Source organism: Trinickia symbiotica, from assembly GCF_002934455.1.
In the GTDB taxonomy this organism is placed as follows: domain Bacteria; phylum Pseudomonadota; class Gammaproteobacteria; order Burkholderiales; family Burkholderiaceae; genus Trinickia; species Trinickia symbiotica.
Window position 1 is genome coordinate 60,016 of the sequence record NZ_PTIR01000013.1, and the last position, 25,493, is coordinate 85,508.

At 63.2% G+C, this 25,493-nt stretch carries 32 protein-coding genes, 1 tRNA gene and 1 pseudogene; 1 reads left to right on the forward strand and 33 read right to left on the reverse strand.

Features of this window, described 5'->3' with window-relative positions; genetic code table 11:
* Window positions 1-15 precede the first annotated feature (15 nt).
* From B0G57_RS18680 to B0G57_RS18745, 15 genes and pseudogenes are all read right to left on the reverse strand, one after another.
* Window positions 16-1,050: a GGDEF domain-containing protein gene (locus B0G57_RS18680; RefSeq protein ID WP_018440372.1), complete on the reverse strand. Its 1,035-nt coding sequence runs from the start codon at window positions 1,048-1,050 to the stop codon at window positions 16-18.
* 70 nt (window positions 1,051-1,120) lie between these two features.
* Entirely contained in the window at window positions 1,121-1,687 is a 567-nt protein-coding gene (locus tag B0G57_RS18685) for a hypothetical protein (RefSeq protein ID WP_018440373.1), read from the reverse strand.
* 281 nt (window positions 1,688-1,968) lie between these two features.
* The gene (mctP, locus tag B0G57_RS18690) at window positions 1,969-3,465 is read right to left on the reverse strand and encodes a monocarboxylate uptake permease MctP (protein ID WP_018440374.1); all 1,497 of its coding nucleotides are present in this window, start codon (window positions 3,463-3,465) and stop codon (window positions 1,969-1,971) included.
* Window positions 3,462-3,662, reverse strand: a complete 201-nt coding sequence (locus tag B0G57_RS18695; RefSeq protein ID WP_018440375.1) for a DUF3311 domain-containing protein — start codon at window positions 3,660-3,662, stop codon at window positions 3,462-3,464. The genes mctP and B0G57_RS18695 overlap by 4 nt, the downstream gene beginning before the upstream one ends.
* A gap of 504 nt (window positions 3,663-4,166) precedes the next feature.
* Entirely contained in the window at window positions 4,167-4,502 is a 336-nt protein-coding gene (locus B0G57_RS31820) for a histidine kinase dimerization/phospho-acceptor domain-containing protein (protein WP_018440377.1), read from the reverse strand.
* Between the two features lie 91 nt (window positions 4,503-4,593).
* Window positions 4,594-4,956: pseudogene (locus tag B0G57_RS31825) on the reverse strand (hypothetical protein); the annotation flags it as partial.
* Complete coding sequence (locus B0G57_RS18705; protein WP_020566150.1) at window positions 4,886-5,272, reverse strand: type II toxin-antitoxin system death-on-curing family toxin; 387 nt, start codon at window positions 5,270-5,272, stop codon at window positions 4,886-4,888. The pseudogene B0G57_RS31825 and the gene B0G57_RS18705, both read right to left, overlap by 71 nt.
* Window positions 5,269-5,496: an AbrB/MazE/SpoVT family DNA-binding domain-containing protein gene (locus tag B0G57_RS18710; protein ID WP_018440379.1), complete on the reverse strand. Its 228-nt coding sequence runs from the start codon at window positions 5,494-5,496 to the stop codon at window positions 5,269-5,271. The genes B0G57_RS18705 and B0G57_RS18710 overlap by 4 nt, the downstream gene beginning before the upstream one ends.
* Window positions 5,497-5,951: 455 nt before the next feature.
* A tRNA-Thr gene (locus tag B0G57_RS18715) sits at window positions 5,952-6,027 on the reverse strand.
* Window positions 6,028-6,046: 19 nt separating this feature from the next.
* Entirely contained in the window at window positions 6,047-6,529 is a 483-nt protein-coding gene (locus tag B0G57_RS18720; RefSeq protein WP_018440380.1) for a ClpXP protease specificity-enhancing factor, read from the reverse strand.
* A 129-nt stretch (window positions 6,530-6,658) separates the two neighbouring features.
* Entirely contained in the window at window positions 6,659-7,270 is a 612-nt protein-coding gene (locus tag B0G57_RS18725; RefSeq protein ID WP_026229613.1) for a glutathione S-transferase N-terminal domain-containing protein, read from the reverse strand.
* A 99-nt stretch (window positions 7,271-7,369) separates the two neighbouring features.
* Window positions 7,370-8,140, reverse strand: a complete 771-nt coding sequence (locus B0G57_RS18730) for a cytochrome c1 (protein ID WP_018440382.1) — start codon at window positions 8,138-8,140, stop codon at window positions 7,370-7,372.
* A gap of 22 nt (window positions 8,141-8,162) precedes the next feature.
* A complete protein-coding gene (locus B0G57_RS18735; protein WP_018440383.1) occupies window positions 8,163-9,554 on the reverse strand; it encodes a cytochrome b in 1,392 nt (463 codons plus the stop codon).
* The gene (gene petA / locus B0G57_RS18740; RefSeq protein ID WP_018440384.1) at window positions 9,554-10,174 is read right to left on the reverse strand and encodes a ubiquinol-cytochrome c reductase iron-sulfur subunit; all 621 of its coding nucleotides are present in this window, start codon (window positions 10,172-10,174) and stop codon (window positions 9,554-9,556) included. The genes B0G57_RS18735 and petA overlap by 1 nt, the downstream gene beginning before the upstream one ends.
* Window positions 10,175-10,398: 224 nt before the next feature.
* Window positions 10,399-11,145, reverse strand: coding sequence for a Nif3-like dinuclear metal center hexameric protein (locus B0G57_RS18745; protein WP_018440385.1), 747 nt, complete (start codon window positions 11,143-11,145; stop codon window positions 10,399-10,401).
* 19 nt (window positions 11,146-11,164) lie between these two features.
* Here B0G57_RS18745 and B0G57_RS18750 point away from each other — a divergent pair, with 19 nt between their 5' ends.
* Window positions 11,165-12,370, forward strand: coding sequence for a Do family serine endopeptidase (locus tag B0G57_RS18750; RefSeq protein WP_018440386.1), 1,206 nt, complete (start codon window positions 11,165-11,167; stop codon window positions 12,368-12,370).
* 40 nt (window positions 12,371-12,410) lie between these two features.
* On the opposite strand, the gene tatC is transcribed toward B0G57_RS18750, so the two are convergent.
* The 18 genes from tatC to B0G57_RS18840 all read right to left on the reverse strand — a co-directional run bounded on the left by tatC (window position 12,411) and on the right by B0G57_RS18840 (window position 25,480).
* On the reverse strand, window positions 12,411-13,208 hold the full coding sequence (gene tatC, locus B0G57_RS18755) for a twin-arginine translocase subunit TatC (RefSeq protein WP_018440387.1): 798 nt from the start codon (window positions 13,206-13,208) through the stop codon (window positions 12,411-12,413).
* Window positions 13,209-13,288: 80 nt separating this feature from the next.
* Window positions 13,289-13,846, reverse strand: a complete 558-nt coding sequence (gene tatB, locus B0G57_RS18760) for a Sec-independent protein translocase protein TatB (protein WP_018440388.1) — start codon at window positions 13,844-13,846, stop codon at window positions 13,289-13,291.
* A 53-nt stretch (window positions 13,847-13,899) separates the two neighbouring features.
* The gene (gene tatA / locus B0G57_RS18765; RefSeq protein WP_018440389.1) at window positions 13,900-14,142 is read right to left on the reverse strand and encodes a Sec-independent protein translocase subunit TatA; all 243 of its coding nucleotides are present in this window, start codon (window positions 14,140-14,142) and stop codon (window positions 13,900-13,902) included.
* Window positions 14,143-14,176: 34 nt separating this feature from the next.
* Window positions 14,177-14,539, reverse strand: coding sequence for a histidine triad nucleotide-binding protein (locus tag B0G57_RS18770; protein WP_018440390.1), 363 nt, complete (start codon window positions 14,537-14,539; stop codon window positions 14,177-14,179).
* 34 nt (window positions 14,540-14,573) lie between these two features.
* On the reverse strand, window positions 14,574-14,954 hold the full coding sequence (locus tag B0G57_RS18775; protein ID WP_018440391.1) for a DUF4870 family protein: 381 nt from the start codon (window positions 14,952-14,954) through the stop codon (window positions 14,574-14,576).
* Between the two features lie 88 nt (window positions 14,955-15,042).
* Window positions 15,043-15,408: a phosphoribosyl-ATP diphosphatase gene (locus B0G57_RS18780; RefSeq protein WP_026229615.1), complete on the reverse strand. Its 366-nt coding sequence runs from the start codon at window positions 15,406-15,408 to the stop codon at window positions 15,043-15,045.
* Window positions 15,409-15,512: 104 nt separating this feature from the next.
* A complete protein-coding gene (gene hisI, locus B0G57_RS18785) occupies window positions 15,513-15,920 on the reverse strand; it encodes a phosphoribosyl-AMP cyclohydrolase (protein WP_018440393.1) in 408 nt (135 codons plus the stop codon).
* A gap of 51 nt (window positions 15,921-15,971) precedes the next feature.
* A complete protein-coding gene (gene hisF / locus B0G57_RS18790) occupies window positions 15,972-16,745 on the reverse strand; it encodes an imidazole glycerol phosphate synthase subunit HisF (RefSeq protein WP_026229616.1) in 774 nt (257 codons plus the stop codon).
* A gap of 134 nt (window positions 16,746-16,879) precedes the next feature.
* Window positions 16,880-17,632 carry a 1-(5-phosphoribosyl)-5-[(5-phosphoribosylamino)methylideneamino]imidazole-4-carboxamide isomerase gene (gene hisA, locus B0G57_RS18795; protein ID WP_018440395.1) on the reverse strand — a complete coding sequence of 251 codons (753 nt, stop codon included), beginning with the start codon at window positions 17,630-17,632 and terminating at the stop codon, window positions 16,880-16,882.
* A 132-nt stretch (window positions 17,633-17,764) separates the two neighbouring features.
* Entirely contained in the window at window positions 17,765-18,403 is a 639-nt protein-coding gene (gene hisH / locus B0G57_RS18800; protein ID WP_018440396.1) for an imidazole glycerol phosphate synthase subunit HisH, read from the reverse strand.
* 37 nt (window positions 18,404-18,440) lie between these two features.
* Window positions 18,441-19,061, reverse strand: a complete 621-nt coding sequence (locus B0G57_RS18805) for a YchE family NAAT transporter (RefSeq protein ID WP_018440397.1) — start codon at window positions 19,059-19,061, stop codon at window positions 18,441-18,443.
* A gap of 68 nt (window positions 19,062-19,129) precedes the next feature.
* Window positions 19,130-19,717: an imidazoleglycerol-phosphate dehydratase HisB gene (hisB, locus tag B0G57_RS18810; RefSeq protein WP_018440398.1), complete on the reverse strand. Its 588-nt coding sequence runs from the start codon at window positions 19,715-19,717 to the stop codon at window positions 19,130-19,132.
* Between the two features lie 114 nt (window positions 19,718-19,831).
* A complete protein-coding gene (gene hisC / locus B0G57_RS18815; RefSeq protein ID WP_018440399.1) occupies window positions 19,832-20,905 on the reverse strand; it encodes a histidinol-phosphate transaminase in 1,074 nt (357 codons plus the stop codon).
* A 55-nt stretch (window positions 20,906-20,960) separates the two neighbouring features.
* The gene (gene hisD, locus B0G57_RS18820) at window positions 20,961-22,283 is read right to left on the reverse strand and encodes a histidinol dehydrogenase (protein WP_018440400.1); all 1,323 of its coding nucleotides are present in this window, start codon (window positions 22,281-22,283) and stop codon (window positions 20,961-20,963) included.
* Between the two features lie 57 nt (window positions 22,284-22,340).
* Window positions 22,341-23,006 carry an ATP phosphoribosyltransferase gene (gene hisG / locus B0G57_RS18825; RefSeq protein WP_018440401.1) on the reverse strand — a complete coding sequence of 222 codons (666 nt, stop codon included), beginning with the start codon at window positions 23,004-23,006 and terminating at the stop codon, window positions 22,341-22,343.
* Entirely contained in the window at window positions 23,003-24,292 is a 1,290-nt protein-coding gene (murA, locus tag B0G57_RS18830) for a UDP-N-acetylglucosamine 1-carboxyvinyltransferase (RefSeq protein ID WP_035468576.1), read from the reverse strand. Before murA ends, hisG begins: the two co-directional genes overlap by 4 nt.
* A 103-nt stretch (window positions 24,293-24,395) precedes the next feature.
* Window positions 24,396-24,635 carry a BolA family protein gene (locus B0G57_RS18835; protein ID WP_018440403.1) on the reverse strand — a complete coding sequence of 80 codons (240 nt, stop codon included), beginning with the start codon at window positions 24,633-24,635 and terminating at the stop codon, window positions 24,396-24,398.
* 89 nt (window positions 24,636-24,724) lie between these two features.
* The gene (locus B0G57_RS18840; RefSeq protein WP_026229617.1) at window positions 24,725-25,480 is read right to left on the reverse strand and encodes an ABC transporter permease; all 756 of its coding nucleotides are present in this window, start codon (window positions 25,478-25,480) and stop codon (window positions 24,725-24,727) included.
* Window positions 25,481-25,493 lie beyond the last annotated feature (13 nt).

Below are 25,493 nucleotides of genomic sequence, written 5' to 3' on the forward strand. Positions count from 1 at the left end.
GACCTCGGAAGCCCATCATCGATTCGCCGGCGCAGCGAACGCATAGCCGCTTTTCCGCGTCCGCTTCACCTGGTACATCGTTTCATCGGCTGCGGCGACGAGGCGATACAGATCTTTGACGGAATCCGGCCAACAAGCGATGCCGATACTCGCGCTCACGCCTCGGAGTCCCATTTCCTCGGCTGTCTGCTCGACGCAAGCGCTCAAGCGTCGCGCGATCGAAGCAAGCTGAGCATCGCTCGAATATTCGCGGATCAGCACGGCGAACTCGTCGCCGCCTATCCGTGCGACGACGTCGCCCACGCGAACGGCACGACGAAAGCGCCTGGAAGTGCCGATCAAAAACTCATCGCCCGCGCGATGACCTCGCGAGTCGTTGATGGCTTTGAATCCATCGAGGTCGATGTAGAGAATGGCGATTTTGCCCGGCGGATCGGTGGAAGTCGCCGCCGCCGCTTCCTCGATCACTTCGAACAGCTTGCGGCGATTCGGCAGCCCCGTCAGCGCGTCGTGCAGCGCGGCGTGCTGGAACAGCGATGACTGCTCCGCCAGCTGCCGCGCCCGCTTCGAATACATCACGAGCGCGGTAATGAGCGCGCTGAATACGAATGCGGACAATACGATGAGGGCGTTGGCCACGCCCGAGATACGCATTCGCAGATCGGCAGCCGTGCGGTCGCGCTGCGCGTGCCAATACGTCGACGCTGCGTCGAGGGAGGCGTCGGTGTCGCTCGCCACCGCGTCCGGGGAGAGCGCGGCCCCGGTAACGTGCGGAGACGCGAACGGGCTTGCATCCTCCAAGGCCGCGAGCCTTTTCACGCGAGCGACGAGGTTCGCTTGCGCGCGCCGATAGTCATCGGCCGCGGTCTGATCGAGATCGAACGTTCGCTTCGTTTCGCTCGCGGCGACGGCGGCGGCTTGGGCGCGCCCGACCGCTTCGACGACAAGCGCAACGTATTCCTGCTTGAGCTCGTCCGAGAAGATAGCGCGGGCTTGCACGGCGAGAAAAAGCAAGCCTGTCAGCAGCGCGAGCAAGGAGGCGATGGCCATCGCCCGCGGTCCCACCCGCAGGGCGTGCGATAGAACACGCTCGGCCCGGTCGCGCACCGCGCGCGGCCGTCTAGGGACGTGCGTAGAGCTCTGGCCGATATCCGGTGCCATGGCGGCGGTGGCTTGCACGGTGGAAGAACCAGGCGATCCGCTCGAACGGGTTGCGGCTCGCTTTGCCTCGCGGCGGCGCCGTACTGCCGCGGGCTTGCGCAGGCGAGCGGCTAGCCCGGGCCGAACCTGTCGCCGCCACGGGCGATTGCGCGGGATCCTGCGAATTCGCCGCGGCCGGCTGAGCGGCGGAGGCGGGCTGAGCCGACGGGATATAGGCCCCGGCCGCTGCACCCACGTCAGGCGCGTGCGTTACCGTGCCCGCGCGAACGGCCACCGACGCCGCCGTCGCAGGCTCGCCGATTCCGAGCGCCTGTCTGGCACTCGCCAACGCATCGACGTAGACACCCTGATCGTGATCAAACCAGACGCCGTACGCAACGGTGCCTGCGACCCCAAAAGCGAGGGAGCTCGCCGAGGCGATCCACAATGCGAAACGTCCATACCGAGCCTGCTTCGGAGGGGAATCGCGATCGGCATCGCCATCGAGGTTCACGTCCGGTCCCGGCATTTCGCCAAGCCAATTCATTGCAACTTCTCCGAATCCTTACGCCCGACGCGCGGCCCCGCGCAGCTCCCGCCGAACGCGGAACGCCGCGAAAAGGCTGCCGGAAATGTAATCCCGCTGCACTTCGCTGACAACCCGCCACCAATAAGCAATTGGCGGGCCGCAGCCGAGGGCCGCTTGAAGTGAATCCAGCGCGCGGGACTGCCATCGTCAGCACGCTCGCGAGAAGCGCGTTGAAGCGATGTTGCCGGCAGCCCCTGCGCTGGAAGGGATTCGGATCGGAACTGCTTGCCGTGTAGTTATTACGCGGCCAGCTTCCCAGCTTCTACAGAATTGCGCGCGGGCAACACGAGCGAGACGACGATCGCCACGATCGCATTCGCGACCAGCGCAATGAGGCCGATGTAGAGCGGATAGACATTCCCGAACACGTGCAGCGGAAACACCGGCTTGAGCTCCTGCACGGCGGCGAGCCCCGTGCCCAGCGCGATGCCGACGATCCAGCCGAGGAAAAGGCCCGTCGAGCTGAGACGGCGGCAATAAAGCGTGAAGACGATCGCCGGGAAAATCTGCAGGATCCAGACGCCGCCGAGCAGTTGCAAGTCGATCGCGAACTTGGTCGGCAAGGCGACGATGCAAATGAGCGCACCGAACTTCACGACGAGCGAGACGAACTTCGCCGTCGACGCTTCGCTTGCGGGCGACATATTCGGAGAGACCAGCGGACGCCAGAGGTTACGCGTGAAGAGGTTCGACGCTCCGATCGACATGATCGCGGCAGGCACGAGCGCACTGATCGCGATCGCGGCGGCGGCGAAGCCGATGAACCACGACGGAAACAGCGTATTGAAGAGGGCGGGCACGACATCGCTTGGCGACTTGACCTGCACGCCGGCCGCGATCGCCATGTAGCCGAGCAATGCGATGAGGCCGAGCAGCAACGTGTAGGCGGGCAGGAAGATGGCGTTTTTGCGGACGGTGTTGGCCGATGCCGAGGAGAGCACGCCCGTCATCGTATGCGGATACATAAAAGCCGCGAGCGCGGAGCCGAGCGCGAGCGACGCGTACGCCGTGAACTGCGTCGGCGCGAGCACGATCCCGGTTGCGCCGCCCTTGGCCTTGAAATGCGCATCGGCCAATTCGAACACATGCTCGTAGCCGCCGAGCTTCGCCGGAATCAAGCAGACGGCGGCAATGACGACGATATAGATCATGATGTCCTTCACGAACGCGATCATCGCGGGTGCGCGCAATCCGCTCGTGTAGGTGTAGAGCGCGAGGATCACGAAGGCCACGACGAGCGGCAATTCACCTGACACGCCGAGTCCCTTGATGACGACTTCCATCCCGACCAGTTGCAGCGCGATGTATGGCATCGTCGCGACGATGCCGGTGAGCGCGATGGCGGCCGGCAGCCATTTGCCGCCGTATTCGCCGTGGACAAAATCAGCGGCCGTGATGTGGCCCTTCGCATGCGCGATCTGCCAAAGCTTCGGCATCACGGCAAAGACGAACGGATAAACGATGATCGTATACGGCAACGCAAAGAAGCCATACGCGCCGACGGCATAGACGAGCGCGGGCACCGCAATGACGGTATACGCCGTATAGAAGTCGCCGCCGACGAGAAACCAGGAAATGATGGTGCCGAACTGGCGACCGCCGAGCCCCCACTCGTGCAGCTGCGTCAGGTCACCGCGCTTCCAGCGTGCGGCAAAGAAGCCGAGCACCGTGACGAGCGCGAAAAATGCGATGAATACCGCCATCGCCACGGGGTTGATTGGATTCAGCGCGTTCATTTGAGCCCCCGGTAGACCAGATAGATCAGTAGCGACGTAACGGGAACCCAGAGGAATTGATACCAGTAGAAGAACGGGAATCCGGCGAATGCGGGCATGCGCTCGTTGTAGAACGGCAGCCAGAGCAGCGCTACGTAGGGAATGAGCAAAATGAGCCAAAGCCATGAACGGCCGGCTGAACGCGCTTGCGTCGTCACTGTTTTCTCCTCCAAAGCTCGTGTGGAATCAGGGTTTGAGGCACGGCGGACAGCCCGGGCGGCATCGATTCACGAGGGAGACCGCGCACGGCCAGCGCACGGGTGGTAGCCGAAACCCCGATGCGGCATCGGGATCGCGGCGAGTCTCCTGTGTTTATCGTTGTTATCGGCGAGGATAAGAGTCCCTTCGCCGCGAGCCTGCTCGACTATTTCAAGGCGGGATAGAGTCCGACCGGCGCTAAGTATTCCCGATCACTGGATTGCCCACAACCGCAGCACTACGGAAGCGCGTTACGTAGGACTACGTAGTTGCCGGGCGTGGCCTTGGCGCGAGAGCGGCCCACAGCATCGATGCAGGAGTTCGCCGCGGCTAGCCAGCTCGGGCGGTGGTATCCCCGCCCGGAGAGAAGGCGTTAAAAAGGAGCTCCTTGAACCATCGATTCAAGCGATGTTACGGCGGTTTATCGTTGTTATCGTCGCGAACGATAAACTCGAGTAACTTTGCTATCGACGGCACGACGGCGTCCTGCTCCTCGCACGCGGCGTGAGTACAGCAGGGGGCTGCTTGGCAAGCGAGCGCAGTGCGCGGATGATCCCGGCAGCGCGCATCGCGTTCTGCTTGATATCGGCAAACCCGTCCAGCGCCTCCGCCATATCTGGCTTGGGCCGGTTCAACCAGCGCCAGGTGGCGTCCACGCTCGCCACGATTGCCGTCAGCGGCTGGTTGACTTCGTGAGCGATCGACGCCGCGAGGCTTCCCATGACGGTCAAGTGCGAGGTGCGTGCCAGTTCCGCGCGCGCGGAGCGCAGGCTCATCTCGGCCGCGACGGTTGTTCTCATCGATCAATTGATCGTAGAGACGCGCTGTCTCCAACGAAATCGCCACCTGCGGCGCGAACACTTCCAGCTCGGCGATGCGGGTGGCATCGAACACACCGGTGGCCAGATTGTTCTCCAGGTAAAACACGCCGATCAGGCTGTCTCCTCGCAGCAGCGGCAGACACAGCAGCGAGCGCAAGCCGCTCGGGATGGAAGTTCCTGCGTTCGCAGTTCGAGATAAGTGATACCGTGCGCCATAGGCGGGACGGTCGGGGCCACTCGCACAAGGCGGCCGTTGTCGAGAGTCAGTTCGGCTACTCGTGTTGCGAGTGGCTGACTCGTGGCAGCGCGTTCGTTCGCTGACGCTGATACGCCGCAGTCCCGGGCGCCCCTCGCCCGACCTATCAAGCAAGCACTGTCCGCTGCCGAAACCACTCCGCGAGTTGCCCCTCGTCGATCTCGCCGGCGGCAACATCTTCCATCGTTCTAACCGCGTCAGCCGGATCAAACTGAACGCGATAGCCGTTGTCGGCGAGAAACAAGCGCGCAGCAATCCATGCGGTCCGCTTGTTGCCATCGGCGAAACCATGATTCCGAGCCAAACCATAGGCATAGGCCGCTGCCAGCGCAGCAACGTCCGCGTCCCCGTACATATCGAGATTCTGCGGTCGTGCCAATGCGGACTCAACAGCGCCTATGTCGCGCACACCGTCAAGGCCACCGTGCTCCGCCAACTGGCGGTCATGCACGGCATAAACGAGGTCCGCGCGAACCCATCGCCACACGGTCACTTGGCAAGCGCCCGCAAGATGTCGCGGTCATCATGCATGATTTCTTCCGCCAACCTCATCTGGCGCTCGAAATCAGGGTCATAAGGCGTAATCCGGTACCCGCCCTCGGGCGCCTCCGTAAGGTACACCGTGTCCCCCTTCTTTACCTTGAGCCGCGCCATCGCCTCTTTGGTGAGGATGAAGCCGGCTGACGCCCCTACTGTCGTCACCTTGAATGTAAGCATTTGCGCCTCCGAGAGCCATATAATTTTTATTATATGGCACGCAGCCAGACGCCAACAAGCAAGGCCATGGACGGAACTGCAGGAGGCTGCAACGCCAACTCGGCGCATCTGTATTGCCACCGGCCGCGGCGCTTCACCTTCGACCGTCGCCCAGCCCACCACTCCAGGTGGGAACGACCGACTGCGCAACTGAGTGCGGCCGTCACCGAAAAAACTAGCGCAACGCCCTCGAATACGTGTTCAGTAAGGTATGCCCACATGCGTGAGCCAAGGTTCGGCTGCGGAAGTGGCGTGCTTTCGGAAGTGCTCGTCGTCACAGGTTGTTTTTCAGTTCGATTGCCTGCGGCGATCACGACGATCACTCGTCTGCTACCGCCGGCGTACCGAAACTGTACTTTTTGACGCGGCAAAAGCACAAGGGATTACGTGAAACTCACGTAATCCCTTGATTCTATTGGTGCCGGCTGCAGGACTCGAACCCGCCACCTGATGATTACAAATCAACTGCTCTACCAGATGAGCTAAGCCGGCGTGAGCCCGTGATTCTACTTCATTTCACGATCTTGAGGTGCCCCTTGCCGCCGCCTTTCGAGCCGTCGTCGTCGGAGCTCGGGGAGCGACCTTCTTCCGGCTCGCTCGACTCCGCGCGGGGCGCGTCGCTCGGCGGCGCTTGCCCCTCCTCCACGGGCTCGGCCGGAGCCGTCGCCGCGGGCCCTACCGCGGGCTCGACCGGGAATGCCATGCCCTGCCCGTTCTCGCGCGCATAGATCGCGAGCACGTTCGCAACCTGCACCTCGATCTTGTGCGCCTTGCCCGAAAACCTCGCGCTGAACTCGATCCACTCATTGCCCATCTGCAACTGGCTCGTCGCCTCGAAGCTGATGTTGAGCACGATCTCGTCGTTGTGCACGAACTGGCGCGGCACGCGCGTCTGGTTATCGACCCGCACGGCGATGTGCGGCGTATACCCGTTATCCGTGCACCACTCGTAGAGCGCGCGCAGCAGATAAGGCTTAGTCGGAATCTCTTGCATCAACAATCCTCGTTCGGAAACAGCACCGCGCTACTCAATCAGCCCGAAGCGAAAGCGAAAGCGAAACGACCGCTATCGAACCGCCAAGCCGCACGGCAGCTGCCCCCAAAACCACTTTGCGCGCAGCGCTCAGCGGCGCATCACCTTCTCGGAAGGCGTCAGCGCTTCGATGTAGGCCGGGCGGCTGAAAATGCGCTCGGCATACTTCATGAGCGGCGCCGCGTTCTTCGACAACTCGATGCCATAGTGATCGAGACGCCACAAGAGCGGCGCGATCGCCACGTCGAGCATCGAGAACTCCTCGCCCAGCATGTACTTGTTCTTGAGGAAGATCGGTGCCAACTGCGTGAGCCGATCGCGGATCGCGAGACGCGCCTTCTCGTGGCTCTTTTCGGCCGCCTTGCCCTTCTCGTTCTCGAGCGTGCCGACGTGCACGAACAGTTCCTTCTCGAAGTTGAGCAGGAAGAGCCGCGCACGCGCGCGCTGCACCGGATCGGCCGGCATCAGTTGCGGATGCGGGAAGCGCTCGTCGATGTACTCGTTGATGATGTTCGATTCGTAAAGGATCAGGTCGCGCTCGACGAGAATCGGCACCTGCCCGTACGGATTCATCACCGCAATGTCTTCCGGCTTGTTGAAGAGGTCGACGTCGCGAATCTCGAAGTCCATGCCCTTTTCGAACAGAACCAGTCGGCAACGCTGGGAAAACGGGCAAGTAGTGCCGGAATACAAAACCATCATGTCTAAAGTTTCCTCAAAAAACTGAAGGGCCAGCGCGCCGAAAAGCCGCCGAAGCGTGCTCTTCCGTGCGCCGGCCCCACACCGGTATCACGGCGTGAATTACTTGACGTCCTTCCAGTACGCCGCGTTCAGCCGCCAGGCGAAAAACGTCAGGACGCCCAGGAACAGCAGCACCCACACGCCAAGCTGCTTGCGCACGTGCTGCGTCGGCTCCGACATCCAGGTCAGGTAGGCGACGAGGTCGGCCACGGCAGAATCATAATCTACCCGGGACATCGTCCCCGGTTTCACCTGCTCGAAGCTGACGAACCGATGCGACTTCTCCCCCGTCTCGGCATCCGTCACGTCCTCGTACTTCGCCGTCCGCTCGCCCTGCAACTGCCATAAAACGTTAGGCATTCCAACGTTCGGGAACACCATGTTGTTCCACCCCGTGGGCCGCGTATCGTCGAGATAGAAGCTGCGCAGGTACGTGTAGAGCCAATCGCTGCCGCGCGCTCGCGCCTCCACCGACAAATCGGGCGGCGTCACGCCGAACCACGTTTTCGCGTCGGTCGGCCGCATCGCCACGCTCATCGTGTTGCCGACCTTATCGGTCGTGAACAGCAGATTCTGCTCGATCTCCTTCTGCGAAATGCCGAGCTGCGTAAGCGAACTGTAACGTACAAGGTTCGCACTGTGGCAGTTCAGGCAATAGTTTACAAACAATTGTGCACCATGCTGCAAAGAGACAAGGTTCGCCGTGTTGTCGGGCGCACGATCGAGCCGGAATCCTTCCTCCTGAGCCGATGCCGGAACCGCCGCGACGCCGGCCGCGAGCCCCGCGGCCACCGCGCCGATTCGCGCAAGCTTCGAAAGCCATGTATTCATATCGTTGTTCCTCGCTCCCGATTCAATGAGGCTTGTACCGAACGCGCTCCGGCGGCGTCTTGAACTTGCCGCGCGGTGTCCAGAACGGCATGCCGAGGAAAAACGCGAAGTAGATAAGCGCGCAAACCTGAGCAATGACGGTCGCAACCGGCGATGGTGGCCGCGTCCCCAGAAATGCGAGGATCAGGAACGCCAGCACGAAGATGCCGTAGAACACCTTATGAAAGAACGGCCGGTAGCGGATCGACTTGACCGGGCTATGGTCGAGCCACGGGAGGAAGCAGAGCGAGAGCACGGCCGAGCCCATCACCACCACGCCCCAGAACTTGGACTCCGTCAACAGCATCGCGACGATGACGAGCGCGGACAGCACCGGCAAACCGATGCGCCACTTGCCGCGCGCGCGCACGAGCGCGAGTAGGCCGAGCAGCGCCACGACGATCATCAGGACGATCTTGAAGGGGTCCGTCGTCGCGCGCAGCATGGCGTAGAACGCCGTGAAGTACCAGACGGGCGCGATCTCGGACGGTGTTTGCAACGGATTGGCCGGAATGAAGTTGTTCTGCTCGAGGAAATATCCGCCCATCTCCGGCGAGAAGAAAATGATGGCCGCGAACACGATCAGGAACACGCAAACGCCGAAGAAGTCGTGCACGCTGTAGTAGGGATGGAACGGAATCCCGTCGAGCGGGCGGCCGTCCGGCCCTTTCTTCGCCTTGATCTCGATGCCGTCCGGATTGTTCGAGCCCACTTCGTGCAGCGCAATCAGATGCACGAAGACGAGACCGACCAGCACGAGAGGAATCGCAATCACGTGCAAGGCGAAGAAGCGGTTCAGCGTCACGTCCGATACGACGTAATCGCCGCGAATCCAGAGCGACAGATCGGGGCCGATGAACGGGATCGCCGAAAAGAGGTTCACGATCACCTGCGCGCCCCAGTACGACATCTGCCCCCACGGGAGCAGGTAACCGAAGAACGCCTCGGCCATGAGACAGAGGAAAATCGCGCAGCCGAAGAGCCATACGAGCTCGCGCGGCTTGCGATACGACCCATACATCAGGCCGCGGAACATGTGCAAGTAGACGACGACGAAGAACATCGACGCGCCCGTCGAATGCATGTAGCGGATCAGCCAGCCCCACGGCACCTCGCGCATGATGTATTCGACCGACGCGAATGCGAGCGTCGAATCGGGCTTGTAGTTCATCGTCAGGAAAATGCCCGTGACGATCTGGTTCACGAGCACGAGCAGCGCAAGGGAGCCGAAGAAGTACCAAAAGTTGAAGTTCTTCGGTGCGTAGTACTCGGAAACGTGTGCCTTCCAAGTCGCCGTCATCGGAAAGCGTCGGTCGATCCAGCCGGTGAGGCCCGTCGTCTCGACTGCTTTCTCTGCCTTCTCAGTCGTAGCCATTACGCTTCTCCTTTCTCGTCCTTGCCGACCACGAGCGTGGTTGCGGACGTGAACTGGTAGGGCGGAACATCGAGGTTTTGCGGCGCGGGCTTGTTCTTGAAGACACGGCCAGCAAGATCGTAGGTCGAGCCGTGGCACGGGCACAGGAATCCGCCGGGCCAGTCGCTCGGCAAATTCGGCTGCGGGCCGGGCGTAAAGCGCTGCGTCGGAGTGCAGCCGAGATGGGTACAGACGGCAACGGCAACAAAAATGTTCTTGTGATCGGCGCGCGACCGGTATTCGTTGTTGCAATACTCGGGCAGCGGCATCGAGAACGGGTTCTTGCTCTGAGGATCGGCCAGCTCTGGATCGGCCTTCTTGACGTCGGCCAGCATCTCGTCGGTGCGATTGATGATCCAGACAGGCTTGCCGCGCCACGAGACCGTTTTCATCTCCCCGGGCTTCAGATCGCTGATGTCGACCTCGACCGGCGCGCCGCCGGCCTTGGCTTTCTCGGATGGTGCTAAAGAGCTCGCAAACGGTATGACAGCGGCCACGCCTCCAAAGCCGCCTGCTACGGACGTCGCAATCAGCCAGGTACGGCGGCTGCCGTCGACGCGTTCCTCTTCTTTGTCTCGCATCACACGCCCCACTTCTGAGTTGGATTTTCCGTCACGCTTTTCCACCGCCGCTAGTTTGCGGGAATGGAGTCGTCATTTACAAGACCCGACCGACAAAAACCATGCGAAGCGATTGATCCGTAAGGGTTTCCCCCCAGCGCGCGGCTGTTTGCCGCACCCCATTTTCTTTATTCTTTAAACACTTTGCACAATAGATCGTATTGCGGCGCAACCAAATAGCGATCTCAAACGGGATTATCGATATCGATGAAGAGATGCTCGAGATCGAAACGCTCGGACAGATGGGCTCCGACCGCCTGCACGCCGTAGCGCTCGGTCGCGTGGTGCCCCGCCGCAAGAAAGGCTACGCCGCTCTCGGCCGAGATGTGAGTGGTCGGCTCGGACACCTCGCCGGTCAGGAAAACATCGGCGCCCGCGTCGATCGCCGCCTCGAAGTAGCTTTGCGCGGCGCCCGTGCACCAGGCGACGCGCCGCAGTTCGCTGTCCGGATCGCCGAGCGCGAGCGGCGTGCGGCCAAGCGTCTGTTCGACCTGCGCGACGAAGTGCGCCAGCGTGATCGGCATCGGCAGCGTCGCCATCCAGCCGAGATCGTCGGGGCCGAAGTGCGACTCGCCGATGAGACCCATGCGCGCGCCGAGCTGCGCGTTGTTGCCGAGCTCGGGATGGGCGTCGAGCGGCAAATGAAAGGCGAAAAGATTGATGTCGTTGGCGAGAAGGAGCTTCAGGCGCCGGTATTTGCGGCCCGTAACTTGCGGCGTTTCGTTGTGCCAGAAATAACCGTGATGCACAAGGACGGCGTCCGCCCCCCATTCGAGCGCCGCTTCCAGAAAGGCCAGCGAAGCGGTGACGCCGGTGGCGATCTTGTCGACGCGTCGACGTCCCTCCACCTGAAGCCCATTAGGGCTGTAATCCTTGAACCGGCCCGTATCGAGCAACCCATTCAAGTACAATTCAAGTTCTATGCGATCCATATAAACCTCGATTCTTCAAATGCTTAGACGGTTTTGGCTGTTTTTTGCCCAAGCGGTGACGGTGCTGCTCGCGCTCATGTTCATCGTGGTGACGCTCAAGCCGCAATGGCTGCAGCGGCAGGGGCAATTCGGCAAGCAGCTCGCCTCGCCGATCGTCGCGCTGCGGGAAGTCGCGCCGGGAACGGGCTCGAGCTCGGCCGTGACCTCGTATGCCGACGCCGCCCAAAAAGCGATGCCGGCCGTCGTCAACGTTTTCTCCGGCAAGGGTGGATCGTTGCCGCCGAATCCGCAAGCGAACGACCCGCTGTTCCGGTACTTCTTCGGCAATCCGAAAGGCGGCAAGGAGCCGCAGGACGAGCCGGCGACGAACCTCGGCTCGGGCGTCATCGTCAGCTCGGAAGGCTACATTCTAACGAACCAACATGTCGTCGACGGGGCAGACGAGATTGAAGTCGCGCTGGCCGACGGCCGCAGAACGAATGCGAAAGTAGTCGGCGTCGATCCCGAGACCGATCTCGCCGTGCTCAAGATCAACATGTCGAACCTGCCGACGATGACGCTCGGCAGGATGGACGAGGCCCGCGTGGGCGACGTCGTGCTCGCGATCGGCAACCCGTTCGGGGTCGGCCAAACCGTCACGATGGGCATCATCAGTGCGCTCGGGCGCAATCACCTCGGCATCAATACGTTCGAGAACTTCATTCAGACCGATGCGCCGATCAACCCGGGGAACTCGGGCGGCGCGCTGATCGATGCGCACGGCAATCTGCTCGGCATCAATACGGCGATCTACTCGCGCTCGGGCGGCTCGCTCGGGATCGGCTTCGCGATCCCGGTCTCGACGGCCAAGAGCGTGCTCGAAAGCATTATCACGACGGGCGCCGTCACGCGCGGCTGGATCGGCGTCGAGCCGCAGGACGTGACACCGGCCATCGCCGAGTCGTTCGGACTCGAGCAAAAGGGCACGATCGTGGCCGGCGTGCTTCAGGGCGGGCCCGCCGACAAGGCCGGCATCAAACCCGGTGACGTGCTGCTCAACGTGAACGGCCAGGACATCACGGATACCACGCGCCTTCTCAACGTGATCGCGCAGATCAAGCCCGGCACCGACGCCAAGATCCGCCTGAAGCGGAAGAACAAGGAAATGGAAGTCAAGGTGACGATCGGCAAGCGCCCGCCCCCGCCGAAGCAGGCCAGCGACGAGAATTCGCAGCCTGACGAATGAGCCGCGGGCGCAAGCCGAGCTCCGCGCGGACGGCGCTCGATCAGCTCGCGGCGTGCTCTTTATCGGCGAGCGCGCGGTCCTTGCCGACCAGGAACCGCGCCGCGATGATGCCGGCCTCGTAGAGGACGATCAGCGGCACGGCCAAAATCAACTGCGAAAAGACGTCGGGCGGCGTCACGACGGCCGCGACGATGAACGCCCCCACTACGACGTAGGGCCGGATTTCCTTCAGCTTCTTGATCGTCAGCACGCCCATCCGCACGAGCAAGACGACGACGATCGGCACTTCGAACGTCACCCCGAACGCAATGAACATCGTCAGCACGAAACTCAGGTAGTTGTTGATGTCCGTCGTCATCTCCGCGCCGAGCGGCGCGTTGTAGTGCGCCATGACGCGAAAGATCGTCGGGAATACGACGAAATAGGCAAACGCCATCCCGCAGAGGAACAGCACATAGCTGCTGCCGACGAGCGGCGTGACGAGCCGCTTCTCGTGCTGATAAAGGCCCGGCGCGACGAACGCCCAGATCTGGTAAAGGACGAACGGCAAAGCGATCACGAGCGCCACGACCATCGTGACCTTCATCGGCACGAAGAATGAGCCCGTCACGTCGGTCACGATCATCTTCCCGCCGGCGGGCAGATTCTCCATCAGCGGCCGCGCAAGCAAGCGGAAAATGTCGGGCGCCCAATAGACGAGCGCGACGAAGACGAGGATGACAGAAATCCCCGCCCGAATGATCCGGTCGCGCAGCTCGACGAGATGCGAGATGAAGGTTTCCTCGGCCCCCCCGTCGTTGGGGTCGTTGGGGCTGTTGGGCTTGTTGGGGTCGCTCACACCGGCCCTCGTTGGAATATCGTCACTTGCGGCATCGAAAGTGGAAAGACGGGAAAGGCGGCTCGCACGCGCGCGCTGAATCAGAGAAAGCGCTTCGGCGTACGCAAGCTCGCCGGCGTATGGCGCGCCACGCGCGCGGCGCCTGACTGTACGTGTATGCGGCGCCCCGTCGCGCGTTTATACCAGACGGGCGTGGCAAGCCGCTTCGCCCGCCAATTGCGCCGCTTCTCTGCGCCGGGCGCACCGCCGCCGTTGCCGGGCATGCCGAATGGCGGCGGGTCGGCGGCGCCCGGCGTACCGGCGTCTTCGATGGCAGCGGACGCCCCGCTGGCGATGCTCGGCGTCACCGAGGTGCCCGCCCGCCAAGCGTCGGTCAATTCGGTTTCCTCGCGGCGCACGGTGTCGTGGATCTTGTTTTCGACGTTGCGCGCCGCCGATTCGAAATCGGTCTTCATGCGGCGCAGCTCGTCGAGTTCAATTTCACGCGTGACTTCCGCCTTCACGTCGTTGATATAGCGCTGCGCGCGGCCGAAGAGCGCGCCCGCCGTGCGCGCGACGCGCGGCAGCCGCTCGGGGCCGAGCACGACCAGCGCCACCACGCCGATCAAGGCCATTTTGGTCAGACCGAGGTCGAGCATCGGCTTCGTTCTTCCGTCGTCAGGTCATCGGACGCCCACGCGAGCGGCCCGGATCAGCGATAGTCGCTCGAGCGAACCTTTTCCTTCGCCTCGACGTCCACGGCGCCGTTCGGCAGTTCGCGCCGCTCGCTCGTCGATGCGGGGGAAGCGGGCGTCTCGCCTTCCTTCATCCCTTCCTTGAATCCCTTCACGGCGCTGCCCAGATCGCTGCCGATATTGCGCAGCTTCTTCGTCCCGAAGACGAGCGCCACGATCAAAAGCACGATTAGCCAGTGCCAAATGCTCAACGAACCCATGTGAATCTCCTGAAACCTTGGTAGAGCGACGCGCTTAACCCATCCGCTGCCACGGGCGCGGCCCGGCAAGCAGATGCGCGTGCAGATGGTAGACTTCCTGTCCCCCGCCTGGCCCCGTATTGATCACCGTGCGAAAACCCGTCTCGCCGCCGGTATAGGCGCAGCCGAGTTTATCGGCGAGGCGCGCCACCAGAACCATCATTCTACCAAGCAGCGGGGCATCGCTTTCATCGCAATTTGAGAGCGTATCGATGTGCCGGCGCGGAATCACGAGAATATGCGTGGCCGCGGCCGGGCGGATGTCCTTGAAAGCGAGAAATTCGTCGTCCTCGTGTACTTTCGTGCTCGGAACTTCGCCGGCGGCGATCTTGCAAAAGAGGCAGTTTTCGTGGCTCATGGTCTTCCCGGTGAATGGGGCGCGGCGGCTTCGATCAGAACCACGCGCGCGGCTCGAGCGGCTTGTTGTCGTACAGATACAGCCAGCCCTTGACGATACGGTACAGCATCCAGATGGAAACGGCTCCAAGGATGACAAAGCCGACGACGACGAAGACGAGGGCCCAGCCGATCACGTAGCCGATCAGCCCGAGCCAGAACGTCCGGATCTGCCATTCGAAGTGCGCCGCATACGGCGTCCCGGCCGCGTCTGGCCGCTTCACGTAGTCGATGATGATCGCGACGAGCCCGGAGATGCCGCCCGTGAACCAATGCACCGCATAGAGCCCATAAAGCACGTGCGTCAGCGTGCGAATGCGGTCCGCATCGGTCGTGCCGCCGTACGAAACAGGTGAACGTCCGCCTGGATCTTCCATCTTCGCGCCCCTCCTTCCGAAACCGCTCGATCGATGATCGATCGAAGCTCGCTCGTGCCGATGTTGGCCGGTTGTTGCCTTCTAAATCTTATCCGCCGTTCTCTTCCCGTTCACGGCGCTTTCTCAACGCCTTCTCTTCGATGCCCGACATCCCCTCGCGGCGCTCGAGCTCGGCGATGACATCGGCCGGGCTCAGCTCGAAATGCGAGAGCATGACGAGGCAGTGGAACCAGAGATCGGCCACCTCGCCGACGAGCGCGGCCGGCGCGCCGCCCTGGCGCACATCCTTCGCGGCCAGCACGACCTCGGTCGCTTCCTCGCCGATCTTCTTCAGCACCGCATCGTCACCCTTGTGAAACAGGCGGGCCACGTACGAACTCTCGGGATCGCCGCCCTTGCGGCTATCGATCACGGCCGCAAGCCGCAACAGCGTATCTTCGGTCGATTGCATCAGTGATGTCGCTTCATTGAATCAGTGAATTGAAACCATGTCGATCGATGAGGCGGGCAAATCGGCCGGCTCCGTCGACACGATCTCGGCTGCGCCCGCAGCCGAGCTTATCGGTAAATATGCTCGGGATCCTTGAGCACGGGATCGACGGCCACCCAGTCGCCCTCGTCGGCCGTGCCCTCGAATTTCTGAAAGAAGCAGGAATGGCGGCCCGTGTGGCAGGCGATCCCCGATACCTGCTCGACTTTGAGCAGCACGACGTCCTCGTCGCAGTCGAGCCGCACTTCGCGCACATGCTGCACATGGCCCGACTCTTCACCCTTGAACCAGAGGCGCTGGCGCGAGCGCGAAAAATAAACGGCGCGGCCCGTCTCGATCGTCTTTGCGAGCGCCTCACGGTTCATCCACGCGAACATCAGCACGTCGTTCGTCGAAGCTTCCTGCGCGATCACCGGAACGAGGCCGTTCGCGTCCCATTGAACCTTGTCGAGCCACGACTTGTCGGGCGCAATCATCTGAGCCTCCGGGCAGCAGCGAATGGAATGAGCGTGAGCAATCGTTCCATCTCACTGTCTCACGGGAATACCTTGTTCGGCCATGAAGCGCTTGGCCTCGCCCACCGTATGCTCGCCGTAGTGGAAGATGCTCGCGGCCAGCACGGCGTCCGCGTGGCCCTCGACGATGCCGTCAGCCAGGTCCTTCAGCGAGCCGACGCCGCCCGAAGCGATGACGGGCACCGGGACCGCGTCCGATACGGCGCGCGTCAGCGCAAGATCGAAGCCGCTCTTCGTCCCGTCGCGGTCCATGCTCGTCAAAAGGATTTCGCCGGCACCGTAGTCGGCCATTTGCTTCGCCCACTGCACGGCATCGAGCCCGGTCGGCTTGCGCCCGCCATGCGTGAAGACCTCCCAACGCGGCGTCTCGCCTTCCGCCGAGACGCGTTTGGCGTCGATCGCGACGACGATGCACTGCGAGCCGTACTTACCGGCCGCATCGCGCACCAATTGCGGATTGGCGACAGCCGACGAGTTCATGCTGATCTTGTCCGCGCCGGCGTTGAGCAGCCGCCGCACGTCTTCGACGGCGCGCACGCCGCCGCCGACCGTCAGCGGAATGAAGACCTGCGAAGCGACGGCCTCGATGATCGGCAGGATCAGATCGCGGCCGTCCGACGTGGCCGTAATGTCGAGAAACGTGAGCTCGTCGGCGCCTTGCTCGTCGTAACGATGCGCGATCTCGACCGGATCACCGGCGTCGCGCAGCTCGACGAAGTTCACGCCTTTGACGACTCGCCCGGCGGTCACGTCGAGACAGGGAATGATGCGTTTAGCTAGTGCCATATTGGTGCAAGTGCCGCTGAAAGCCCGCCCGGCCAAAGGCGGACGCCATCGTGAATGTTCATGACCGGACCGGGTGGCCAGACCTCCTGGCGGGTAGCCGCCGGCCGCGGTGGCGCGCGCGAAGCGCCGTTCGGTCAAGCGTCGTCCGATTCCCGCAAGGTATCGGCGCGCGTTTGCGCCTGGGCGAAATCGAGATCGCCCGAATAGATCGCGCGCCCGCAGATGACGCCCTCGATGCCTTCGTCCTGGACCTCGCACAGTGCGTCGATATCGGCGATGCTCGAAAGCCCGCCGCTCGCGATCACCGGGATCTTGACCGCGCGCGCGAGCCGCACCGTCGCGTCGATATTGATGCCCTGCAGCATTCCATCGCGGCCGATGTCGGTATAGATGATCGACTCGCAACCGTAATCCTCGAACTTGCGCGCGAGATCGACGACTTCGTGGCCCGTGAGCTTGCTCCAGCCGTCCGTCGCCACTTTCCCGTCCTTCGCGTCGAGCCCGACGATGATATGCCCGCCGAAAGCCGTGCAGGCATCCTGCAGGAAGCCGGGATTCTTAACGGCGGCCGTGCCGATGATCACGTACGAAAGGCCGTCGTCGAGATAACGCTCGATCGTCTCGAGATCCCGGATGCCGCCGCCCAGTTGAACGGGGATTTCGTTGCCGACTTCCTCGATGATCGCGCGAATCGCCTCCTCGTTCTTCGGCTTGCCCGCGAACGCGCCGTTCAAATCGACGAGATGCAGCCGCCGAGCGCCGCGCTCCACCCAGTGCCGGGCCATCGCCGCGGGATCCTCGGAGAATATCGTCGCTTGGTCCATATCGCCTTGTTTCAGGCGCACACACTGACCGTCCTTGAGGTCGATGGCGGGAATCAGCAGCATAGCAATCGCGTGAAGTCTGGGATGAGTTGGAGATCGGCGGCCCGGGCCGCGAACCGTTTCGCTAGTTTAGTACAGTCTCGAAGCGCTTCGGCCGGCGTGCCGGCGCAAAATCTGGCAAGCAAATTCACGAATTCATGGATTCCAATGCACGAAATTGCGGTAGACACGCAAGCCCGTGTCCGCGCTTTTTTCGGGGTGAAACTGAGTGGCGAACAAATTGTCGCGCGCCACGGCCGACGTAAATGGATTGCCGTAGTCCGTTTCCCCCACGCTATGCGCGCGATTGTCGGGGACGACGTAGTAACTGTGCACGAAATAAAAAAAACTTCCGTCGGGCACGCCGTCCCAGAGCGGGTGCGAGTGCACCTGACGCACGCGGTTCCAGCCCATTTGCGGCACCTTGAAGCGCGAGCCGTCGTCCTGCAGTTGGCCTTCGAGCGCGAACCGCACGACTTTGCCATGAATGAGGCCGAGCCCGTTCGTATCGCCTTCCTCGCTCCAGTCGAGCAGCATCTGCTCGCCGACGCATACGCCCATCAGCGGCTTTGTGCGCGACGCCTCGAGCACCGCCTCCTGGAGCCCCGACTCGCGCAGCGAGCGCATGCAGTCGGGCATCGCGCCCTGCCCGGGCAGGACGACGCGCTCGGCGGCGCGTATGTCCTCGGGGCGATCGACGATGGCCACGTCGGCTTCGGGCGCCGCCTTTTTCAGCGCCTGCTGCACGGAGCGCAGGTTGCCCATCCCATAGTCCACAATTGCAATTTTCTTCATCGCGATCTTTATCGCACCAAAATAGCCGCGTCGACGGCTACCGTAGATTAGGCAACAACGCCTTCAACCCGTCGACGATGAACTCCACCGCGAGCGCCGACAACATCAAACCCATCAACCGCGTACCGATATTGATACCCGTTTGTCCGACCCAGCGCGCAATCGGCTCGGCGAGCCGCAGCGACAGGAAGCAAATCACCGCCAGCACGGCGCCGATCAAGACGAGCCCGATCCGGTCGTACCAGTGGTGCGCGCCCGCCGCGTAGACGATCACCGTGCTGATCGAGCCTGGCCCCGTGAGCAGCGGGATCGCGAGCGGCACGACCGCGATGCTGTTCTTCGATTCAGCCTCGTCGCGCTCTTCGGCCGTGGCGCGCGTATTGCCGATTTGCGCATTGAGCATGTTGACGGCCATCAGCAGCATGATGATGCCGCCACCCACCTCGAGCGAGCCGACCGAGATGCCGAAGAAGCTGATGATCTGCTGGCCGAGCACCGTCGTGATCGCGATGACGCAAAACACGGAGATCGAGGCGATCCGGATCGTGCGTCGCCGCTCGCCCTCGGACTGCTCCGAAGTGAGACTCAAGAAAAACGGCACCGCGCCGACCGGGTTGATCAGCGCGAGCAACGAAATGAATGATTTCAGAAAATCCATCTCAAGCCGGTCGGCGCGTCCTGCGCGCCGGTCGCTCGTTCCTTGGGTTTGCCGCCCTATCCCAGTCGCTATAGGCTGCCTTTCGTCGACGGGACCTGCCCCGCCGCGCGTTCGTCAAGCTCCGCGGCCATGCGCAGCGCGCGGCCGAAAGCCTTGAAGACCGTTTCCATCTGATGGTGAGCGTTGAGCCCGCGCAGATTGTCGATATGCAGCGTGACGCCCGCGTGATTCACGAAGCCGCGGAAAAACTCGATCGACAGGTCCACGTCGAACGTGCCGATCCGCGCGCGCGTGAACGGCACATGGAATTCGAGGCCCGGACGGCCCGAGAAATCGATGACGACACGCGAGAGCGCCTCGTCGAGCGGCACGTAGGCATGACCGTACCGGCGAATCCCTTTCTTGTCGCCGATGGCCTTGGCCACGGCTTGGCCGAGCGTGATGCCGGTGTCTTCGACGGTATGGTGATCGTCGATATGGAGGTCCCCATGCGCCTCGATCTCGAGGTCGATGAGCCCGTGCCGCGCAATCTGATCGAGCATGTGGTCGAGAAACGGCACGCCCGTCGCGAGCTTTTGCTTGCCGGTGCCGTCCAGATTGATCTTCACACGGATCTGCGTTTCGCTGGTATTGCGAACGACTTCCGCCACACGCATGGAAAACCTCGAATCAAGCGGGAAATAAGTTGCTTCGAAAAACAAGAATGAGGTGCGGCAGTCCGGCGCGGGCGCCTCGCTTGGGCGCCCTGCCTCAGGCCCGCTTTTCAGTCTTTACTTCAAAACCAGTTTGAGCGCCGCGAGCATTTGTGCGTTTTCGTCCGGTGTGCCGACCGTCAAGCGCAGGCAATTCGCAAGCAATGGGTGGATTTTACTCACGTTTTTGACCAAAATCCGCGCCGCGAGAAGGGTTTCGAACACGGCGTCCGCGTCGGGCACGCGCACGAGCAGAAAATTGCCCGCGCTCGGAAAGACGGTGGTGCCCTGCAATGCCGCCACGGCATCGGCAAGGCGGGTCCGTTCGGCCCGCAGATCGGCGGCCTGAACCTCGAGCACATCGTCGATGTGATCGAGCATGAACTCGGCGGCGGCCTGCGTTAGAACGTTGACGTTGTAGGGCGGCCGAACCTTGTCGAGCTCGTCGAGCCAGACGGGCGAGCCCGCGAGGTAGCCGAGCCGGATGCCGGCCAGACCGAGCTTCGACACCGTTCGCATGACGACGACATTGCCGAATTCGAGCACGCGCGGCAGCCAGCTCTTTTGCGCGAACGGCTGATAGGCCTCGTCGATGACGACGAGGCTTTGCCCCGCCGCCGCGATGATGCGCTCGACGTCCTCTTCGGGATAGAGCGTGCCCGTCGGATTGTTCGGGTACGCCAGATAGACGACGGCCGGCCGATGCTCGGCGATCGCGGCCAGCATCGCCTCGGTATCGAGCGTGAGATCGGCTCGGTGCGGCACGCCGACGAACTCGATCTGCGCGAACTTCGCCGACATCTGATACATCACGAAGGCCGGCACCGGCGCGAGCAGCTTCGCGCCGGGCTTGGCGCAAGCGACGGCGATCATGCTGATGATCTCGTCGGAGCCGTTGCCGAGCAGCACGGCGCAGCCGGCCGGCACGCCCATCACGCGCTTGAGCTTATCGATCAGCGCGGCGGGCCGCGGCGCCGGATAGCGGTTCAGCGCCACGCCGGCCAGGTGCTCGCCGAGCTGCCGCGCGAGCGCGTCGGGCAGCTCGTAGGGGTTCTCCATCGCATCGAGCTTCACGAAACCCGTCGCATCGGGAACCGGGTAGCTCGTCATCGCCAGCACGTCGCCGCGGATAACGTCTTTAGGTGTCGTCATAATCGTTCAGCCGGTTGTCCGGCCCGTGTCCTTCCTGGCCATTGGGTCTTTCGCTTCACCCGGTTTGCTTCATGCGGTATTCGGCACTCTTCGCATGTGCCGGCAACCCTTCACCATAAGCAAGCTCGGCCGCGATCTCGCCGAGCGTCTGCGCGCCCTCGGCACTGACTTCGATCACACTCGAGCGCTTGAAGAAATCGTAGACGCCGAGCGGCGACGAAAAGCGCGCCGTGCGCGACGTCGGCAGTACGTGGTTCGGCCCGGCGCAGTAGTCGCCGAGGCTTTCGCTCGTGAAGCGGCCGACGAAGATCGCGCCCGCATGGCGAATCTCGTTCGCCCACTGCTGCGGGTCGAGCGCCGAAATCTCGAGATGCTCGGGGGCGATCCGGTTCGCGATCGCGCAGGCCTCGGCCATGTCCCGCACCTTCACGAGCGCGCCGCGATCTTCCAGCGAGCGCTGGATCACGTCGCGGCGCGGCATCGTCGGCAGGAGCTCCGCCATCGCTTCCTCGACGCGCGCGATGAACGCGTCGTCGGGCGCGAGCAGAATCGATTGAGCAAGCTCGTCGTGCTCGGCCTGCGAGAAGAGATCCATCGCGACCCAGCGCGGATCGGTCGTGCCGTCGCACAGAACCAGAATCTCCGAAGGCCCGGCGATCATGTCGATGCCGACCGTGCCGAACACGCGGCGCTTCGCCGATGCCACATAGGCATTACCGGGGCCGCAGATCTTGTCGACCGCGGGCACCGTCTCGGTGCCGTACGCGAGCGCGCCGATCGCTTGCGCGCCGCCGATCGTGAAGACGCGATCGACGCCGCCGATGAGCGCCGCCGCCAGCACGAGCGGGTTCTTCACGCCGTCGGGCGTCGGCACGACCATGACGATCTCGCGCACGCCGGCCACGCGCGCCGGCAAGGCATTCATCAGCACCGACGAGGGGTACGCGGCCTTGCCGCCGGGCACGTAGATTCCCGCGCGATCGAGCGGCGTCACCTTCTGGCCGAGCACCGTGCCGTCGGCCTCCGTGTACTGCCAGCTATGGCTGCCGCATTCGATCTTCTGCTTCTCATGGTAGCCGCGCACGCGCGCGGCCGCCGCTTCGAGCGCCGCGCGCTGCTTCGGCTGGAGGCTTTCGAGCGCCGCCTCGAGCTCCGTGATCGGCAGCTCGAGCGCGGCGACGCTCGACGCGTCGAGCCGGTCGAAGCGGTTCGTGTACTCGAGCACCGCCGCGTCGCCGCGCCGCTTCACGTCGGCAAGAATCTGCGCGACGGAGCGCTCGATCGCCTCGTCCTCGCTCGCCTCGAAGGCGAGCACCGCCGCGAGCGCCGCATCGAAGCCGGCGGCGCTCGAATCGAGTTTGCGAATCTTCAGAGACATGCTGGTATCCGTTTCGGTAAAAGCGCGCCGATCTCGTGACCGTTCGGCGCCGCCGTTTTACGCCTGGCCGCCGCCGCGCCGCGACGCGCTCTCGAACGCATCGAGAAACGGCTCGAGCGCCGAGCGCTTCAGCTTCAGCGCAGCCTGATTCACCACGAGGCGCGACGAGATCGGCATGATCTCCTCGACCTCGACAAGATTGTTCGCGCGCAACGTCCCGCCGGTGCTGACGAGGTCGACGATCGCATCGGCCAGCCCGACGAGCGGCGCGAGTTCCATCGAGCCGTAGAGCTTGATCAGGTCGACGTGCACGCCCTTCGCCGCGAAATGCTCGCGCGCTGTCTGCACGTACTTCGTCGCAACGCGCAGGCGCGCGCCCTGGCGCACCGCATTCGCATAGTCGAAGCCGGCTTTGACCGCCACCGACATCCGGCAGCGCGCGATGTTCAGATCGACCGGCTGATAAAGGCCGCTGCCGCCGTGCTCGATCAGCACGTCCTTGCCGGCCACGCCGAAATCGGCCGCGCCGTACTCGACGTAAGTCGGCACGTCGGTCGCGCGCACGATGATGACGCGCAAGTTCGGCGCGCTCGTGCCGAGAATCAGCTTGCGCGAGGTCTCGGGGTCTTCCGAGACCTGCACGCCGGCCGCGGCGAGCAGCGGCATCGTTTCCTCGAAAATGCGCCCCTTCGAGAGCGCGAGCGTCAACTGCGGGGCGCTCATGCGAAGCTCCCCACGCCCGCGGCATTTGCCGCGCTGCCGGTGAGGCGGCGCACGTGGGCGCCGATCTTCGTCAGCTTTTCCTCCATCCGGTCGTAACCGCGATCGAGGTGATAGATACGATCGACGAGCGTCTCGCCGTCCGCGACGAGCCCCGCGATGACGAGGCTCGCGGAGGCGCGCAGGTCCGTCGCCATGACGGTCGCGCCCGACAGCTTCGGCACGCCCGCGACGAGCGCCGTGTTGCCGTCGACGCTGATGTTCGCGCCGAGCCGGTTGAGCTCCTGCACGTGCATGAAGCGGTTCTCGAAAATAGTCTCGACGACTTGCGCCGCCCCCTCGGCAATCGCATTGAGCGCCATGAACTGCGCCTGCATGTCGGTCGGGAATGCCGGGTACTCGGACGTGCGCACCGACACGGCCGTCGGACGGCGGTGCATCCGCACGCGGATCCAGTCGTCGCCTTCCTCGATCGTCACGCCGGCTTCGCGCAGCTTCGCCGTCACGGCGTCGAGCGTCTCGGGGCGCACGTCGCGCAGCGTGACGTCGCCGCCGGCCGCCGCCACCGCGCAGAGGAACGTGCCCGCTTCGATGCGATCGGGAATGACGGCATGACGCGCGCCATGCAGCTTATCGACGCCCTCGACGACGAGCCGGTCGGTGCCGATGCCCTCGATCTTCGCGCCCATCGCGACGAGCAGACGCGCAAGGTCGCTGACCTCGGGTTCACGCGCCGCGTTTTCGAGGATCGTTTGCCCCTCGGCGAGCGCGGCGGCCATCATAAGATTCTCGGTGCCCGTGACCGTGATCATGTCCGTGACGATCCGCGCGCCCTTCAGGCGATTGGCGCGCGCCTCGATGTAGCCGTGCTCGATGCTGATCTCGGCGCCCATTGCCTGCAGGCCCTTGATGTGCTGATCGACGGGGCGCGCACCGATCGCGCAGCCGCCCGGCAGCGATACCTTCGCGACGCCGAAGCGCGCAACGAGCGGTCCGAGCACGAGGATCGATGCGCGCATCGTCTTCACGAGGTCATAGGACGCGACGGGATTGTCGACATGGGTCGCGTCGAGCGCGACCGCATCCCCCGCCGTCTCCGCGCGAACGCCCATCTGCGTCAGCAGCTTGAGCGTCGTGCGCACGTCTTTGAGATCCGGCACGTTCTCGAGATGGATCGGGTCGGCGGCGAGCAGGCTCGCGCAAAGAATCGGCAGCGCCGCGTTTTTCGCGCCCGATATGCCGACCTCGCCGGAAAGTGTCCGGCCGCCTTCGATCGCAAGCTTGTCCATGCTCATTTGTCCCTGGTTGGCTTCGCCCTCGGCCCTGCTCGCCGCCGCGGCGCTGCCGGCGCCGCTCGTTTCGTCTTGTGTAATGCGCACTACGGTTCCTGAATTATGCGTTTTGCCATTCGGCCGGCGTGAGCGTCTTCATGCTCAGCGCGTGGATTTCCGCCCGCATGCGATCGCCGAGCGCCGCATAGACGAGCTGATGACGTTGAATCGGGCGTTTGCCCTCGAACGCCTCTGAGACGATCGTCGCAAAGAAGTGCTGGCCGTCGCCCTCGACTTCGATATGGGTGCACGGCAGCCCCGCCGTGATGTATTGCTTGACTACCTCGGGAGTCGGCAACATGGTTCAAGCTCCTTGCTTGGTTCGGGTTCCGCGCGCCAGTATGCGTGCCCACGGGGACTTCCTTCGGGGCGTGGGTGTCCGTTTCATTGTCAGTGGCGCAGCTTGTAGCCCGATGCGATCAGACGCATCGCGAGCGCAGCGATCAGGACGAAAAACGCGGCGACGACCGCGAGGCTCGCCAGCGGATCGACGTCGGACACGCCGAAAAAGCCGTAGCGAAAGCCGTCGATCATGTAAAAGAACGGGTTCAGGCGCGACACCTGGCGCCAGATGTCCGGCAGCGTGTGGGTCGAGTAGAACACGCCCGAAAGAAACGTGAGCGGCATGATCAGGAAGTTCTGAAACGCCGCCAATTGATCGAACTTCTCGGCCCAGATGCCGGCGATGAGGCCGAGCGTGCCGAGCAGCGCCGAGCCGAGCGCGGCGAATCCGATGATGAAGAGCGGCGCGGCGAACGTCATCGGCACGAACCAGATGGTGACGATGAAAACGCCGAAGCCGACCGCGAGTCCGCGTACGACTGACGCGAGCACATAGGCGCTGAACAGCTCCCAATGCGTGAGCGGCGGCAGCAGCACGAAAACGAGATTGCCCGTGATCTTCGACTGGATCAGCGACGACGAGCTGTTCGCGAACGCGTTTTGCAGCACGCTCATCATGATGAGGCCGGGGATCAGGAAGCTCGTGTACCCGACGCCGGGGTAGACCTCGACATGGCCGCGCAACGCATGGCCGAATATGGCCAGATAAAGCAGCGCCGTGACGACAGGCGCGAGCACCGTCTGAAAAGAAACCTTCCAGAAGCGCAGCGTCTCCTTGTAGAACAGCGTGCGAAAACCGCTCATGACGGTTCGCTCG